The organism is Streptomyces sp. BK022 (genome assembly GCF_004217355.1).
Classification (GTDB): Bacteria; Actinomycetota; Actinomycetes; order Streptomycetales; family Streptomycetaceae; genus Streptomyces; species Streptomyces griseoluteus.
On the sequence record NZ_SHKU01000003.1, the window covers coordinates 1,064,557 to 1,080,808 of the forward strand.

Consider the following 16,252-nt stretch of genomic DNA (forward strand, 5'->3'; position numbering starts at 1 on the left):
ATGTCCGCCCGATCGTCCGCGAGCCGCCGTACCGTCCTCAGAGGAGCCGCCGTGGCGCCGGTCGCCGGGCTGGGGCTCGCCGCCTGCGCCGCTCCCGAGGACGGCAAGGGCGCGTCGGCGGTCACCTCCTCCGTGGACCTCGGGGCCGAGGGCGAGGTCGCCAAGGGTGCCGCGAAGCTGTACCGGGACCACAACGTGGTGGTCAGCCGGGACGCCGAAGGCGGCCTGAAGGCGTACAGCGTCGTCTGCACGCACGCCGGATGCGTGATCAACAAGCTGCGCGGCACCACCCTGGTCTGCCCCTGCCACGGCAGCGAGTTCGACGCCGTCACGGGCAAGGTGGTCCAGGCGCCGGCGACCGAGCCGCTGAGCGAGCTGCCGGTGAAGGTGGCGGACGGCCGGATCGTCGCGGGGCCGGCCGCCTGACGCCGCCGGTCATCCCCGCTCAGGGCGCCTGAGAAGCGATCACTCCCACTCCCAGGCGATCCCCACCGTCCCCGGCCGCACCCGCGGCTCGACGATGTGAACACTGCGGTGCGGCTCGCTGACCGCCAGCTCCTGCCGACCCGCGCGCGGCGCGGCGGGGGAGAACTGCGTGAAACGGTGACAGCGGGCCGGGAGCGCGGACGCGTCGAAGCGCACCTGGAGCGCGTACTGCCCGCCCGGTGAGCCGAAGCGGTGGACGTACTCCTGCGAGGCCCCGGCGGTGCCGTCCGTGATGCCGTACCGGAAGAGGAAGGTGTCGCCGGAGCGCAGCCGGGTGCCGAAGAGCAGCTCGGCCACCAGGACGCCGGTCTCCCGGTCCAGCCGGACGCGGCCGGCGCGGCAGTTCTCCAGCGCGTGCACGGCCATGTCGTCCGGGCGGCAGCCGGGATCGCCGTGGTGGACGGCGACGAAGCGGTCCACGCCGTCGCGGTGGGCGCGCACGATGTGCTCGGACTCCCGGCCCGCGAGTTCGCGCCGCCCCCCGATGCGGACCCGCTCGTGGTGGCCGAGGGTCTGCATGCCGCCGTCCGGGGTCCAGTCCAGCTCCGCCCGGAGCCGGTCCAGCGTGTCGGACGCCTCGACCAGCGAGCGGTAGGAGCGGGGCGCGGGACGGTCGCCGCCGGCCGTCTCCGGCACTTCGGCGAGCAGCCTGATCAGGGATTCCTCGGGCAGTCGGAGGATCTCCTCCAGCGCGCGTACGGCGCGCAGCGACTCCGGGCGCTGGGGGCGGCGGGCGCCCTGCTGCCAGTAGCTGAGGCTGGTCACGCCGACCTTCACCCCGTGCCGCGTCAGATGGTGCTGCACCCGCTGGAGCGGCAGCCCGCGGGCGGCTATCGCCGCGCGCAGCGCCACATGGAAGGGGCCGCCCCGCAGGGCCGTCTCCAGCTCGGCGGAGGCGAGATCCGGGTGCTCTGTGACATGTGGCATGCACAGAAGCCTTTCTGTGAGGTGTCACCACGGCTGGTCAGACCGCGGTGCGGGGTCGTGGGCCACCCCGTGGGCACCCCGGGGCGCGCTCGCCGGCGGGCACGCGGTTCGCGCGCGCCGCGTGCGCGGCCCCGAGTTCCCCCGCATTGAAGCGTGTTGACCAGACCCGGACAACACCCTGGGTCACGTCATGGCCTGGATCGTGACGCCCCGGCGCCCCCTCCGGCCCGGGTCGTCCACGGGCCGGTCCGGTGCGCCCGCGACCGTTGTCCACAGGCCCGGCGCGGTGTCCGTGCGCGCCAGTAGGGTGTGAGTCATGGCCGACCCCTCCAGCTACCGCCCCAGGCCGGGCGAGATCCCCGACTCTCCGGGGGTGTACAGGTTCCGTGACGAGCACCGCCGGGTGATCTACGTCGGAAAGGCGAAGAGCCTGCGCCAGCGCCTGGCGAACTACTTCCAGGACCTGGCGAACCTGCACCCCCGCACCCGCTCCATGGTCACCACCGCCGCGTCCGTGGAGTGGACCGTGGTGTCCACGGAGGTCGAGGCGCTGCAGCTGGAGTACTCCTGGATCAAGGAGTACGACCCCCGGTTCAACGTCAAGTACCGCGACGACAAGAGCTACCCGTACCTCGCCGTCACGATGAACGAGGAGTTCCCGCGCGTCCAGGTGATGCGCGGTCACAAGAAGAAGGGCGTCAGGTACTTCGGCCCGTATGCCCACGCGTGGGCGATCCGGGACACCGTCGACCTGCTGCTGCGCGTCTTCCCGGTGCGCACCTGCTCGGCCGGTGTCTTCAAGAACGCCGAGCGCACCGGCCGCCCCTGCCTGCTCGGGTACATCGGCAAGTGCTCCGCGCCCTGCGTCGGCCGGATCTCGCCGGAGGACCACTACGAGCTGGCCGAGGAGTTCTGCGACTTCATGGCGGGCCGCACCGGCACCTACCTCCGCCGCCTGGAGAAGCAGATGGCCGAGGCGTCCGACGAGATGGAGTACGAGCGGGCCGCCCGCCTGCGCGACGACGTCGGCGCGCTGAAGAAGGCCATGGAGAAGAACGCGGTCGTGCTCGCCGACGCCACCGACGCGGACCTCATCGCCGTCGCCGAGGACGAGCTGGAGGCCGCCGTCCAGATCTTCCACGTGCGCGGCGGCCGGGTGCGCGGCCAGCGCGGCTGGGTCACCGACAAGGTCGAGGAGATCACCACCGGCGCCCTCGTCGAGCACGCCCTCCAGCAGCTCTACGGCGAGGAGACCGGGGACTCCGTACCCAAGGAGGTGCTGGTCCCGGCACTGCCCGACCCGGTGGAGCCGGTCCAGGAGTGGCTGACCGTCCGGCGCGGGGCCAACGTCTCGCTGCGCATCCCGCAGCGCGGCGACAAGAAGGCGCTGATGGAGACCGTCCAGCGCAACGCCCAGCAGGCCCTGGTGCTGCACAAGACCAAGCGCGCCTCCGACCTCACCACCCGCTCGCGCGCGCTGGAGGAGATCGCCGACGCCCTCGACCTCGACAGCGCCCCGCTGCGGATCGAGTGCTACGACATCTCCCACCTCCAGGGGGACGACGTGGTGGCCTCGATGATCGTCTTCGAGGACGGCCTCCAGCGCAAGAACGAGTACCGCCGCTTCCAGATCAAGGGCTTCGCCGGCCAGGACGACGTCCGTTCCATGCACGAGGTGATCACCCGCCGTTTCCGCCGCTATCTGGCGGAGAAGGAGAAGTCCGGCGAGTGGGCGGGCGCCGAGGACACCCCGGTGGACGGCACGCCCGCCGGCGCCTCCCTGACGGGCGAGGACGACGGCGTCATCGGCGGCCCCAAGGACGACGACGGCCGCCCCAGGAAGTTCGCCTACCCGCCCCAGCTCGTCGTGGTCGACGGCGGCCGCCCGCAGGTCGCCGCCGCCCGGCGCGCGCTGGACGAGCTGGGCATCGACGACATCGCCGTGTGCGGCCTGGCCAAGCGCCTGGAGGAGGTCTGGGTGCCCGGCGAGGAGGACCCCGTGGTGCTGCCGCGCAGCAGCGAGGGCCTCTACCTCCTCCAGCGGGTGCGCGACGAGGCCCACCGCTTCGCCATCACCTACCAGCGCGCCAAACGCGCCAAGCGGCTGCGCAGCGGCCCGCTGGACGAGGTGCCCGGCCTCGGCGAGACCCGCAAACAGGCCCTGATCAAGCACTTCGGCTCGGTCAGACGGCTGCGCGCCGCCACCATCGAGCAGATTCAGGAAGTACCCGGCATAGGCCGGAAGACGGCCGAGACGATCGCGGTGGCACTCGCCCGTTCGGCCCCGGCCGCACCCGCCGTGAACACGGCGACCGGAGAGATCATTGAGGAAGAGGAACCCGACACGACGGGCGGTTCCTCCGGAGAGTCCGTGAGCGCGGGCCTCCCGGACGACCGACGGGGGCAGGAGACATGACCGAGCACGAGGCACGGCCCACGGCCGAGCGGGACCGCGCACAGGCGGCGACGGACGACAGCCCGCCAGGGGCGGCGCAACAGAACAACGGAGCACAGGTGAGTCAGGACGTCACGTCGGCAGCGGCCAGCGATGCGCCCATCCCCGAGCTGGTGATCATCTCCGGCATGTCCGGAGCCGGCCGCTCGACGGCCGCGAAGTGCCTGGAGGACCTCGGCTGGTTCGTCGTCGACAACCTGCCGCCCGCCCTGATCCCCACCATGGTGGAGCTGGGCGCCCGCTCGCAGGGGAACGTGGCGCGGATCGCGGTCGTGGTGGACGTGCGCGGCCGCCGCTTCTTCGACAACCTCCGTGAGTCGCTCGCCGATCTCGACAGCCGGGGCGTCACCCGGCGCATCGTCTTCCTGGAGTCCTCCGAGGACGCCCTGGTGCGCCGCTTCGAGTCGGTGCGGCGCCCGCACCCCCTCCAGGGCGACGGCCGCATCGTGGACGGCATCGCCGCCGAGCGGGAGCTGCTGCGCGAGCTGCGCGGCGACGCCGACCTGGTCATCGACACCTCCAGCCTCAACGTGCACGAACTGCGCGCCAAGATGGACGCCCAGTTCGCGGGCGAGGAGGAGCCCGAGCTGCGGGCCACCGTCATGTCCTTCGGCTTCAAGTACGGCCTCCCGGTCGACGCCGACCTGGTCGCCGACATGCGGTTCCTGCCCAACCCGCACTGGGTCCCGGAGCTGCGCCCCTTCACCGGGGTCAACGAGGAGGTCGCCTCCTACGTCTTCAACCAGCCCGGCGCCAAGGAGTTCCTCGACCGGTACGCCGAGCTGCTCCGGCTGATCGCGGCCGGCTACCGCCGCGAGGGCAAGCGGTACGTGACCATCGCCATCGGCTGTACCGGCGGCAAGCACCGCTCGGTCGCCATGTCGGAGAAGCTCGCGGCGCGCCTCGCGGCGGAGGGCGTGGAGACGGTGGTCGTGCACCGGGACATGGGACGCGAATGACCGACCGTGCAGGGCGGCTGCGCGGTCTGCGCCGCGTGGTCCCCGAGGGGCGTCTCGGCCGCGCGGAGGCCCGAGCGGCCCGCCCCGTCGAGGTGCGGGGCGCGCGGCCCCGCAGGCGCGGCGCGCAGCCCAAGGTCGTCGCGCTCGGCGGCGGCATGGGCCTGTCCGCGTCGCTCACCGCGCTCCGCCGGATCACCGGAGACCTCACCGCCGTGGTCACCGTCGCCGACGACGGCGGCTCCAGCGGACGCCTCCGTGACGAGCTGGGCGTGCTGCCGCCCGGCGACCTCCGCAAGGCGCTGGCCGCGCTGTGCGGGGACGACGACTGGGGCCAGACCTGGGCCCGGGTCATCCAGCACCGCTTCCAGTCCCAGGGCGACCTGCACGACCACGCGGTCGGCAATGTGCTCATCGTCGCCCTGTGGGAGCAGCTCGGCGACCACGTGCGGGCGCTCGACCTGGTCGGCAGGCTGCTCGGGGCGCACGGCCGGGTGCTGCCCATGTCGGCGGTGCCGCTGGAGCTGCAGGCCCTGGTCAAGGGACACGACCCGGACCGGCCGGACGACGTGGACACCGTGCGGGGACAGGCGACGGTCGCGCTGACGCCGGGCGAGGTGCAGTCGGTGCACCTGGTGCCCTCCGACCCGCCCGCCGTCCCCGAGGCGGTGGAAGCGGTGCTCGACGCGGACTGGGTGGTGCTCGGGCCGGGCTCCTGGTTCTCCTCCGTCATCCCGCATCTCCTCGTGCCCGAACTGCTCGACGCGCTCACCCAGACCAAGGCGCGCCGGGTCCTTCCGCTGAACCTCGCTCCGCAACCCGGCGAAACCGAGGGCTTCTCACCGCAGCGTCATTTGGAGGTTTTGGGGCGACACGCCCCTAAACTCGCCCTGGACGTGGTGCTGGCCGACGAGGCGGCCGTGCCCGACCGCGATTCGCTCACCGAGGCCGCCAAGCGGCTGGGAGCCGCGGTCGAGCTGGCGCCGGTGGCCCGGACCGACGGAACTCCCCGGCACGATCCGGAGCTGCTGGCCGCCGCGTACGACCGTATTTTTCGGATGCATGGAAGGATCGGCCCATGGCGATGACGGCAGCGGTGAAGGATGAGATCTCCCGGCTCCCCGTCACCCGGACCTGCTGCAGAAAGGCGGAGGTCTCCGCCATTCTGCGGTTCGCCGGCGGCCTCCACCTGGTGAGCGGGCGCATTGTGATCGAGGCGGAGCTGGACACCGCGATGGCGGCCCGGCGCCTCAAGCGGGACATCCTGGAGATCTTCGGCCACAGCTCCGAGCTGATCGTGATGGCGCCCGGCGGCCTGCGCCGCGGCTCGCGCTACGTGGTGCGGGTCGTGGCGGGCGGCGACCAGCTGGCCCGGCAGACCGGGCTCGTGGACGGCCGGGGCCGCCCGATCCGGGGCCTGCCCCCGCAGGTCGTCTCCGGCGCCACCTGTGACGCCGAGGCGGCCTGGCGCGGTGCCTTCCTGGCGCACGGTTCGCTCACCGAGCCCGGCCGGTCCTCCTCGCTGGAGGTCACCTGCCCCGGTCCCGAGGCCGCGCTCGCGCTGGTCGGCGCGGCCCGCAGGCTGTCGATCGCCGCCAAGGCCCGCGAGGTGCGGGGAGTGGACCGGGTCGTGGTCCGCGACGGCGACGCCATCGGCGCCCTGCTCACCCGGCTCGGCGCGCACGAGTCGGTGCTGGCCTGGGAGGAGCGCCGGATGCGGCGCGAGGTCCGCGCGACCGCCAACCGGCTGGCCAACTTCGACGACGCCAACCTGCGCCGTTCGGCGCGGGCCGCCGTCGCCGCCGGAGCGCGGGTGCAGCGGGCGCTGGAGATCCTGGGCGAGGAGGTGCCCGAGCATCTCGCCGCCGCGGGCCGGCTGCGCATGGAGCACAAGCAGGCGTCCCTGGAGGAGCTGGGCGCGCTGGCCGACCCCCCGCTGACCAAGGACGCGGTGGCCGGCCGTATCCGCCGGCTGCTGGCGATGGCCGACAAGCGCGCCTCCGACCTCGGTATCCCCAGCACCGAGGCCAACCTCTCCGAGGAACTGGCGGACAACCTCGCGGGCTGATCCTTGAGGCGCCAAGGCGGGAATCGCCGCACAGACGCCGGTGCCGCCACCCGTTCGGGTGGTCGGCACCGGCGTTTCGCGTGTCCTTGGGGCGCTCTTGACTCGATCATGCAGTGACATGAGCCTGGCAACCTGTTCGCCACTGTGGCGGACCACCGCGAGGGGGGTTCATGAGACACCGAGTGAGACCCGCAGCCCGGCCCACAGCCAGAACCTCGGCCAGAACCGCGGCCCGGCCCGCGCTCGGAGCGGTCCTCGCCGTCGGGGCGCTGCTGGCCGGCGCGGCCTGCCTCACGCCCGTCGCCCAGGCGCGGGAGAGCGCGCCCGCCGACAGCGGCAACGAGGTCAAGGTCTTCCGGGCCGAGGTCACCCGCGCCCAGGTGCCCCTGCTGCTCAGGGCGGGCCAGGACGCCCATGAGCTGGGGGAGCGGGTGGGGGCGGGCGGCCGGACCGCCGTCGAGGTCCACCTCACCGACCGGCAGGCCCGCGGCCTGAAGGAGCAGGGCGTCCGCCTCACCGAGCACACCCTGCCGAGCGGCGCGAACAAGCGCCTGTCGGCCGCCGCCCAGGGCGTGTTCCGCCCGTACAGCGGCAGCGGCGGGCTCAAGGAGGAGATCCTGCGGACCGCGCGGGAGAACCCCGGCCTCGCCAAGGTCGAGTCCATCGGCCGCACCGTGCGCGGCCAGGACATCCTCGCGCTCAAGGTCACCAGGAACGCCCGGACCGCGAAGGACGGCTCGCGGCCCGCCGTGCTGTACATGTCCAACCAGCACGCCCGGGAGTGGATCACGCCGGAGATGACCCGGCGCCTGATGCACCACTATCTGGACAACTACCGGTCGGACAGGCGGATCAGAAAGCTCGTGGACACCACCGAGCTGTGGTTCGTGCTGTCCGCCAACCCCGACGGCTACGACTACACCTTCAAGGACTCCGGCACCCGGCTGTGGCGGAAGAACCTGCGCGACAACAACGGCGACGGGGTGATCGGCACCGGTGACGGCGTCGACCTCAACCGCAACTTCGGCTACAAGTGGGGCTACGACGACGAGGGTTCGTCGCCCAGCCCCGCCAGCGAGACCTACCGCGGCCCGAGCGCGGAGTCCGAGCCGGAGACCAGGGCGCTGGACGCGCTGGAGAAGCGCGTCCGGTTCGCGTACGGCATCAACTACCACTCCGCCGCCGAGCTGCTCCTCTACGGCGTCGGCTGGCAGGTCGCCACCGACACGCCCGACGACGTCCTCTACCGGGCGCTGGCCGGCACCCCCGAGAACCCGGCGATCCCCGGCTATCGTTCCCAGGTCTCCTCGGAGTTGTACACCACCAACGGCGAGGCGGACGGGCAGGCCGCCAACGTCAACGGGATGGCGATGTTCACCCCCGAGATGTCCACCTGCGCCACCGCCTCCGAGTCCGACCCGGACGACGCCTGGAACCCGGACGACTGCCGCTCCGTCTTCACCTTCCCCGACGACGAGACGCTGATCCAGCGGGAGTTCGAGAAGAACGTACCGTTCGCGCTCTCCGTCGCGGAGACCGCGGCCCACCCCGACCGGCCCGTCTCCACGGTCGGCCTGAGCGCCCCCGACTTCACCCCGGCCGCCTTCACCACCTCCTACGCGCGAGGCGCCGGCCAGCAGGTCTCCGTCGTCGCCCGCAAGGCGGTCCGGAACAAGCGGCTGGTGTACCGCGTCAACGGCGGCCGGACGCATGAGCGCGCCCTGCGCCCGTGGAAGGGCGGCGAGACCTACGGCGGCGACGACAACATCCACTTCGACCAGTACCGCGCCGAGGTGCCCGGCGGCAGAGCCGGCGACCGGGTCGAGGTCTGGTTCACGGGAGCGGGCCGTGCGACGACGAGTGGCCACTTCACCTACACCGTCGCCGACCGGGGGGACGCCGACACCCTCGTCGTGGCCGAGGAGGGCGCGGCCGCGTCCCGGACCCGCGCGTACACCGACGCCCTGAAGGCGGCGGGCCGCAGGCCCCTGGTGTGGGACTCCGCCCGCCAAGGCGCCCCCGACGCCCTCGGCGTCCTCGCCCACTTCCGCACCGTCGTCCACTACTCCGGCCCCGACGGCCCCGGCAACGCCACCCAGCTCCAGCTGCGCTCCTACCTCAACGAGGGCGGCAAGCTGATCGAGGCCGGCGAGCAGGCCGGCGGCGAGGTGGACCTCGGCGGCGGCAACCTCTCCGACGACTTCAGCCAGTACTACCTGGGCGCCTACAGCCGGACCTCCACCCAGGGCGCCACCGGCATCACCGGCACCGGCGCGCTGAACGGCGTCTCCGCCGCGCTCGGCGACGCACCGGGCGATCCGCTGGACGCGGCCGGTGCCTACGGCGTCACCTCGGACGAGCTGCCCGCCGCCACGTACCCCCGGTTCCGCAGCGCGGGGGCGGGCCGGTTCACGGGCGCCGTCAGCCCGTACGGGCCGTTCGCGGGTTCGTACATGGCCGCCGCCGTACACACCGACGACGCCTACAAGCGCCTCACTCGCACCATCGACCTCACTGGTGTCGGTGCCGCCGAGAAGCCCGCGTTCGCCACCCGGCTGCTGTGGGACACCGAGCGCGGATACGACCACGCGGTGGTGGAGGTCCACACCGTCGGCGCCGACGACTGGACGACGCTGCCCGAGGCGGGCGGTGCCACCACCGCGGCCGTGCCCGACGAGTGCGGGGCCGGGTTCCTGGTCGGGGAGCACCCCTGGCTGAAGCACTACCTGACCCTCGCGGGCAACACCTGCACCGCCACCGGGACCACCGGCCGGTGGCACAGCCTCACCGGCCGGTCCTCGGGCTGGCAGCGGGTGGACTTCGACCTGAGCGCCTACGCGGGCAAGCAGATCGAGCTGTCCCTCTCCTACATCACCGACCCCGGCACCGGCGGCCATGGCGTGCTCGCCGACGACGCCTCGCTCGTCCTCGGCGGCAACGCGAAGGAGACAGAAGGGTTCGAGTCCTCCCTCGGTCCCTGGCGCGCCTCCGGGCCCCCGGCCGGAAGCCCGGCGGTGCTGAAGGACTGGACCCGCACCGGCGCCCTCTTCCAGACCTATGGAGCGGTCACCACCGACGACACCGCACTGTTCGGATTCGGCCTCGACCAGGTCCCGTCGGCGGCCGAACGGACCGCTCTCGTCCGCAAGGCGCTCACCGCGCTCGACAGGTGAGCGAACCCCCCTCTCAGGGGTGCGCGCAAGGCCCCCGCATCAGGTGAGCCAACCCGCTCACGAACGAGTGAAAAGCGCGTCCGCGGTGCCCGTCATTCCCTGACAAAGAGGAGTGAATCCACCGCCGTTCCGAGGCGTTCCGTACCCTACTGACGGGTACGGAACGCCTGCCCTTTTATGCGCCATCTCGATGTCACCCCAGGGGCCGCGGAGGGGTAGGGTCGTGGGTGGTCGGGGACATCCCAAATACAGCTCGCCGGCACCGCATAGCCGGCGTACCAACGAGGAGATCGGTTCGTGACGATCCGCGTAGGCATCAACGGCTTCGGCCGCATCGGGCGTAACTACTTCCGCGCTCTGCTGGAGCAGGGTGCGGACATCGAGGTTGTGGCTGTCAACGACCTGGGTGACACCGCGACCACGGCGCACCTGCTCAAGTACGACACCATCCTGGGCCGCCTCAAGGCCGAGGTGACGCACACCGAAGACACGATCACGGTCGACGGTCACACCATCAAGGTGCTCTCCGAGCGCAACCCCGCCGACATCCCGTGGGGCGAGCTCGGCGTCGACATCGTCATCGAGTCGACCGGCATCTTCACCAAGCGCGACGACGCCGCCAAGCACCTGGCCGGCGGCGCCAAGAAGGTCCTCATCTCGGCTCCGGCCAAGGACGAGGACATCACCATCGTCATGGGCGTCAACCAGGACAAGTACGACCCGGCGAAGGACCACGTCATCTCCAACGCCTCGTGCACCACCAACTGCGTGGCGCCGATGGCGAAGGTGCTGGACGAGAACTTCGGCATCGTCAGCGGCCTGATGACCACGGTGCACGCGTACACCAACGACCAGCGCATCCTGGACTTCCCGCACAAGGACCTGCGCCGCGCCCGCGCCGCCGCCGAGAACATCATCCCGACCACCACGGGTGCCGCCAAGGCCACCGCGCTGGTCCTGCCGCAGCTCAAGGGCAAGCTCGACGGCATCGCGATGCGCGTCCCGGTCCCGACCGGCTCGGCCACCGACCTGGTCGTGGAGCTTCAGCGCGAGGTCACCAAGGACGAGGTCAACGCCGCGTTCAAGAAGGCCTCCGAGGACGGTTCGCTCAAGGGCTTCCTGTCCTACACCGAGGACGAGATCGTGTCCTCCGACATCGTCGGTGACCCGTCCTCCTGCACCTTCGACTCGTCCCTGACGATGGTCCAGGACGGCAACACGGTGAAGATCCTCGGCTGGTACGACAACGAGTGGGGCTACTCCAACCGCCTCGTGGACCTGACGGTCTTCGTCGGCGAGCAGCTCTGATCCGACACCGCAGGACCTTGAAGTGAGAGCAGGGCCCGGGCAGCGCACGGCCGCGCTGTCCGGGCCCTGTCTCACGCACGGACCACGCCCTCTTACGATCAGGGGCATCAAGAGCCCTCTCCAGGAGTCCACTCAATGAAGACGATCGACGAACTTCTCGCCGACGGCGTGAGCGGCAAGCGGGTCTTCGTCCGCGCCGACCTCAACGTGCCGCTGGCCGACGGGACCATCACCGACGACGGCCGCATCCGTGCCGTCGTGCCCACCATCAAGGCCCTCGCCGACGCGGGCGCCGAGGTGGTCGTCGCCTCCCACCTGGGCCGTCCCAAGGGGGCGCCGGACCCGGCCTTCTCGCTGCTGCCCGTCGCCGAGCGTCTCGCCGAACTCCTCGGCACCCCGGTCGCCTTCGCCGAGGACACCGTCGGCCCCGCGGCCCACGCGGCCGTCGACGGCCTGGAGCCCGGCCAGGTCGCGGTCGTCGAGAACCTGCGCTTCAACCCCGGCGAGACCTCCAAGGACGACACCGAGCGCGGCGAGTTCGCCGACCAGCTGGCGGCCCTCGCCGACGTCTACGTGGGCGACGGCTTCGGCGCCGTGCACCGCAAGCACGCCTCCGTGTACGACCTCCCGGCCCGGCTGCCGCACTACGCCGGCTACCTGATCGCGCGCGAGGTCGGCGTCCTGAAGAAGCTCACCGACGACGTCGAGCGTCCCTACGTCGTCGTCCTCGGCGGCGCCAAGGTCTCCGACAAGCTCGCCGTCATCGACCAGCTGCTCGGCAAGGCCGACCGGCTGCTCATCGGCGGCGGCATGGCCTACACCTTCCTCAAGGCGCAGGGCCACGAGGTCGGCATCTCCCTCCTCCAGGAGGACCAGATCCCGGCCGTCAAGGAGTACCTGGAGCGCGCCGAGAAGAACGGCGTCGAGCTGGTCCTGCCCGTCGACGTCCTGGTCTCCCCGGAGTTCCCGGACCTGAAGACCAAGGCACCCACCCAGCACACCGTGGTCGACGCGGACAAGATCCCCGCCGACCAGGAGGGCCTGGACATCGGCCCGAGGACCCGCGAGCTGTACGCCTCGAAGCTCGGCGACGCCGAGACCGTCTTCTGGAACGGTCCGATGGGCGTCTTCGAGCACCCCGACTACGCCGAGGGCACCAAGGCGGTCGCCCAGGCCCTCGTCGACTCCGACGGCTTCACCGTCGTCGGCGGCGGCGACTCCGCCGCCGCGGTGCGTACGCTCGGTTTCGACGAGAACGCATTCGGCCACATCTCGACCGGTGGCGGCGCCTCCCTCGAGTACCTCGAGGGCAAGACGCTCCCCGGCCTCGCCGCACTGGAGGACTGACCCCGCATGACCACTCGCACGCCGATCATGGCGGGCAACTGGAAGATGAACCTCAACCACCTCGAGGCCATCGCGCACGTCCAGAAGCTCGCCTTCGCCCTGGCCGACAAGGACTACGAGGCCGTCGAGGTCGCCGTCCTGCCGCCCTTCACCGACCTGCGCTCCGTGCAGACCCTGGTCGACGGCGACAAGCTCAAGATCAAGTATGGCGCCCAGGACGTCTCCCAGCACGAGTCCGGCGCCTACACCGGCGAGATCTCCGGTTCGATGCTGGCCAAGCTGAAGTGCTCCTACGTGCTCGCCGGCCACTCCGAGCGCCGTCAGTACCACCACGAGACCGACGACGTGGTCAACGCCAAGGTCAAGGCGGCCTTCCAGAACGGCCTCACCCCGATCCTGTGCGTCGGCGAGGAGCTGGACGTCCGCGAGGCCGGGAACCACGTGGACCACACCCTCGCCCAGGTCGAGGGCGGCCTGAAGGACGTCCCGGCCGAGCAGGCCGAGAACGTGGTGATCGCCTACGAGCCCGTGTGGGCCATCGGCACCGGCAAGGTCTGCGGCTCCGACGACGCGCAGGAGGTCTGCGGCGCGATCCGGGGCAAGCTCGCCGAGCTGTACTCGGGGGACGTCGCCGACAAGATCCGCATCCAGTACGGCGGCTCCGTGAAGTCCGGCAACGTCGCCGAGATCATGGCCAAGCCGGACATCGACGGCGCCCTGGTGGGCGGCGCGTCGCTGGACACCGACGAGTTCGTCAAGATCGTGCGGTTCCGCGATCAGTGATCCCGTCCGCGAGTAGGCGGTAGCGGCGATACGTCGTACTCTTGCGGGGGCATGGCCATCGTGCCGTGCCCCCGTCGTCCAGCTCAATCCGTCCGTCCGAATCCGAGGAAGTTGGTCCAGCCGTGGTTTTGGGGTTCTCGATCGCCCTGATCGTCTTCAGCCTGCTGCTGATGCTGCTGGTGCTGATGCACAAGGGGAAGGGCGGCGGCCTCTCCGACATGTTCGGTGGTGGCATGCAGTCCTCCGTGGGCGGCTCCTCGGTCGCCGAGCGCAACCTCGACCGCATCACGGTCGTGATCGCCGTGCTCTGGTTCGCCTCGATCATCGTGCTCGGCCTGCTCATGAAGTCGAGCGGCTGACCGCACCGCCGAGGCGGGGGCCGCGCGTACAGCCGCGATGCCCCGCACGTCCCACAAGTACATAGATTCCACACGTAAGGCCCCATGTTCGGTACGCGCTCACGAGCGCGGCCTATCATGGGGCTTGCGTCTGGGCGGAGGCGGTACCTCCCGTCACTGGACGCGCGTTGGGCCTTACGTAGACTGAGGCGCTCGCGGCGAAGCGATAGGCCGACCTGCTTCGCGGCACCATCACGCAGGGAGTTACGACCGTGGCAAGTGGCAACGCGATCCGGGGAAGCCGGGTCGGTGCGGGGCCGATGGGCGAGGCCGAGCGCGGCGAGTCCGCCCCGCGTCTGCGCATCTCCTTCTGGTGCTCCAACGGGCACGAGACCCAGCCGAGCTTCGCCAGCGACGCGCAGGTCCCCGACACCTGGGACTGCCCGCGCTGCGGCTTCCCGGCCGGACAGGACCGGGACAACCCCCCGGACCCGCCGCGCACCGAGCCCTACAAGACGCACCTCGCCTACGTGCGCGAGCGGCGCAGCGACGCGGACGGCGAGGCGATCCTCGCCGAGGCGCTCGCCAAACTGCGGGGCGAGATCTAGGAGTCGACACCGGCCGGGACCCGAGAGGGTGCCCGGCCGGAGCTGTCCCGCCCCACGGCCGGACCCCGTTGTCAGTGGTGCCCCCTACTGTGAGTGAGGCAACTGCGACTCAGGGGGACGGCCATGACGACGGCTCAGGTGGTGCGCGAGGCAACGCCCGCGTGGCGCGGGGGATTCGGGCGCCTGTGGAGCGCTGCCGTGCTCTCCCGCTTCGGTGACGCGCTGCGTACGGCCGCGCTGCCGCTGCTCGCCGTGCGGCTGACCGACGACCCGCTCGCCGTCGCCGCCGTGACCGCCTGCGGCTATGTGCCCTGGCTGCTGTTCGGCCTGGTGGGCGGCGCGGTGGCCGACCGGGTGGACCAACGCCGCGCCATGTGGGCGGTGGACGTGGCACGCGGGCTGCTCGTCGCCGCGTTCGCCCTGGCGGTGGCCCTCGGCCACGCCTCGATCCCGCTGCTGTTCGCGCTCGCCTTCTCCCTCACCGCGCTCCAGACCCTGTTCGACAACGCGGCGACCGCCCTGCTGCCCTCCGTGGTCCCCCCGGACGACCTGGGCAGCGCCAACGCCCGCCTGATGACCGGTCAGCAGCTCGCCGGCGGCCTGCTCGGCGGACCCCTGGTGCCACTGCTGCTGACGGCCGGGGCGTTCCTGCCCTACGCCGCCGACGCCGTCACCTACCTGCTGGGGGCCGCCCTCGTGGCCTCCCTCCGCATCGGGACGCCGTCACGTGAACCGCGCCCGCCCGGCGCGACCCTGCGCGCCGACATAGGGGAGGGGCTGCGGCAACTGTGGCGGGACCGCGCCCTCCGCGCGACCTGCGGAGCCACCCTGCTGTGCAACATCGGCATGGGCGCCCTGATCGCCACCCTCGTCCTGCACGTCACCGGCTGGCTGCACGCGGGGAACGCCGGATACGCGGCCGCCATGACCGCCTACTCGGCCGGCAGCGTCGCCGGCGGCTTCCTGGCCCAGCGTCTGGCGGGCCGTCTCGGCCGGGTACGGGCCCTGCTGCTGGGCGGCACCGTGCAGACCGGTGCGCTCCTCCTGCTGGGCTGTGTGCGGGAGTTGCCCGCGCTGATCGCAGGGATGCTGCTCCTCGGCGCGATGGGCATGGTGTGGAACGTCAACCAGGTGACGCTGATGCAGCAGCGCGCCCCCGCCGCGATGACCGGCCGCATCTCGGCCGCCTTCCGCACCGCCTCCACCGCCGGTGCTCCCCTCGGCGCCCTGCTCGGTGGTGCCGCCGCCGGCTCCCTCGGTCTCAACGCTCCCGCGCTCCTCACGGCCGCCCTCTTCGCGGCGGCGGTGCTCGCGCTGATACCGGCGCGCTCGGCGGACGTACCGATGGAGGAGAAGCGGGGTGGTGTCACCACCGGCCCGGCCCCCGGGTGATCAATTAGGTTGGTCCCGCAGTGGGCACACGGGGCAGGACAGGCGACAGGCGCAGAAAGGAAGGCGGAAGCCGGAGATGAACGCAGAAGGCCGTACAGCACTGAACCGGACGCCCGAGTGGGCCGCTCTGAAGGAGCACCGCGAGGAATTCGGCGGGACGGGCCTGCGGGAGCTGTTCGACGCCGACCCGGAGCGCGGGCGGACGTACACGGTCCGGGTCGGGGACCTCTACATCGACTACAGCAAGCAGCTCGTGGACGCCGAGGCGCTGCGGCTGTTGCGCGAACTGGCCGTCGCCACGGATGTGTTCGGGCTCCGGGACGCGATGTTCCGCGGTGAGCGGATCAACACGACCGAGAACCGGGCGGTGCTGCACACGGCGTTGCGCGCGCCTCGGGACGCGGTGGTCGA

General features: G+C 71.7%; 14 protein-coding genes and 1 pseudogene. 13 read left to right on the forward strand and 2 right to left on the reverse strand.

Going from position 1 to position 16,252, the window contains the following annotated elements; genetic code table 11:
• Positions 1-426: a Rieske (2Fe-2S) protein gene (locus EV284_RS16360; protein WP_130334614.1), complete on the forward strand. Its 426-nt coding sequence runs from the start codon at positions 1-3 to the stop codon at positions 424-426.
• A 39-nt stretch (positions 427-465) separates the two neighbouring features.
• On the opposite strand, the gene EV284_RS16365 is transcribed toward EV284_RS16360, so the two are convergent.
• Together EV284_RS16365 and EV284_RS33535 are read right to left on the reverse strand one after the other, a co-directional pair.
• A complete protein-coding gene (locus EV284_RS16365; RefSeq protein WP_130334616.1) occupies positions 466-1,413 on the reverse strand; it encodes a hypothetical protein in 948 nt (315 codons plus the stop codon).
• A 183-nt stretch (positions 1,414-1,596) separates the two neighbouring features.
• Positions 1,597-1,731, reverse strand: coding sequence for a hypothetical protein (locus tag EV284_RS33535; RefSeq protein ID WP_278045828.1), 135 nt, complete (start codon positions 1,729-1,731; stop codon positions 1,597-1,599).
• On the opposite strand from EV284_RS33535, the gene uvrC reads away from it, so the two are divergent.
• The 12 genes and pseudogenes from uvrC to EV284_RS16425 all read left to right on the forward strand — a co-directional run.
• The gene (gene uvrC / locus EV284_RS16370; protein WP_130334618.1) at positions 1,730-3,829 is read left to right on the forward strand and encodes an excinuclease ABC subunit UvrC; all 2,100 of its coding nucleotides are present in this window, start codon (positions 1,730-1,732) and stop codon (positions 3,827-3,829) included. The two genes, EV284_RS33535 and uvrC, sit on opposite strands and share 2 nt — an antisense overlap.
• Positions 3,826-4,827, forward strand: coding sequence for an RNase adapter RapZ (gene rapZ, locus EV284_RS16375; RefSeq protein WP_130334620.1), 1,002 nt, complete (start codon positions 3,826-3,828; stop codon positions 4,825-4,827). Before uvrC ends, rapZ begins: the two co-directional genes overlap by 4 nt.
• Complete coding sequence (gene yvcK / locus EV284_RS16380) at positions 4,824-5,912, forward strand: uridine diphosphate-N-acetylglucosamine-binding protein YvcK (RefSeq protein ID WP_130334622.1); 1,089 nt, start codon at positions 4,824-4,826, stop codon at positions 5,910-5,912. Before rapZ ends, yvcK begins: the two co-directional genes overlap by 4 nt.
• Entirely contained in the window at positions 5,903-6,892 is a 990-nt protein-coding gene (whiA, locus tag EV284_RS16385; protein ID WP_030809753.1) for a DNA-binding protein WhiA, read from the forward strand. The genes yvcK and whiA overlap by 10 nt, the downstream gene beginning before the upstream one ends.
• A gap of 170 nt (positions 6,893-7,062) precedes the next feature.
• Positions 7,063-10,065, forward strand: a complete 3,003-nt coding sequence (locus EV284_RS16390; RefSeq protein WP_130334624.1) for a M14 family metallopeptidase — start codon at positions 7,063-7,065, stop codon at positions 10,063-10,065.
• A gap of 297 nt (positions 10,066-10,362) precedes the next feature.
• Positions 10,363-11,373: a type I glyceraldehyde-3-phosphate dehydrogenase gene (gene gap / locus EV284_RS16395; RefSeq protein ID WP_130334626.1), complete on the forward strand. Its 1,011-nt coding sequence runs from the start codon at positions 10,363-10,365 to the stop codon at positions 11,371-11,373.
• Between the two features lie 135 nt (positions 11,374-11,508).
• Positions 11,509-12,720: a phosphoglycerate kinase gene (locus tag EV284_RS16400; protein WP_130334628.1), complete on the forward strand. Its 1,212-nt coding sequence runs from the start codon at positions 11,509-11,511 to the stop codon at positions 12,718-12,720.
• A gap of 6 nt (positions 12,721-12,726) precedes the next feature.
• Positions 12,727-13,503 (forward strand): triose-phosphate isomerase, encoded by a 777-nt coding sequence (gene tpiA, locus EV284_RS16405; protein WP_130334630.1) that lies wholly within the window; start codon positions 12,727-12,729, stop codon positions 13,501-13,503.
• A 122-nt stretch (positions 13,504-13,625) separates the two neighbouring features.
• A complete protein-coding gene (gene secG, locus EV284_RS16410) occupies positions 13,626-13,862 on the forward strand; it encodes a preprotein translocase subunit SecG (RefSeq protein WP_030809737.1) in 237 nt (78 codons plus the stop codon).
• Positions 13,863-14,113: 251 nt separating this feature from the next.
• Complete coding sequence (locus EV284_RS16415; RefSeq protein ID WP_003957010.1) at positions 14,114-14,449, forward strand: RNA polymerase-binding protein RbpA; 336 nt, start codon at positions 14,114-14,116, stop codon at positions 14,447-14,449.
• Between the two features lie 123 nt (positions 14,450-14,572).
• The gene (locus EV284_RS16420; RefSeq protein ID WP_130334632.1) at positions 14,573-15,841 is read left to right on the forward strand and encodes an MFS transporter; all 1,269 of its coding nucleotides are present in this window, start codon (positions 14,573-14,575) and stop codon (positions 15,839-15,841) included.
• A gap of 76 nt (positions 15,842-15,917) precedes the next feature.
• Positions 15,918-16,252 (forward strand): annotated as a pseudogene (locus EV284_RS16425) (glucose-6-phosphate isomerase); the annotation flags it as partial.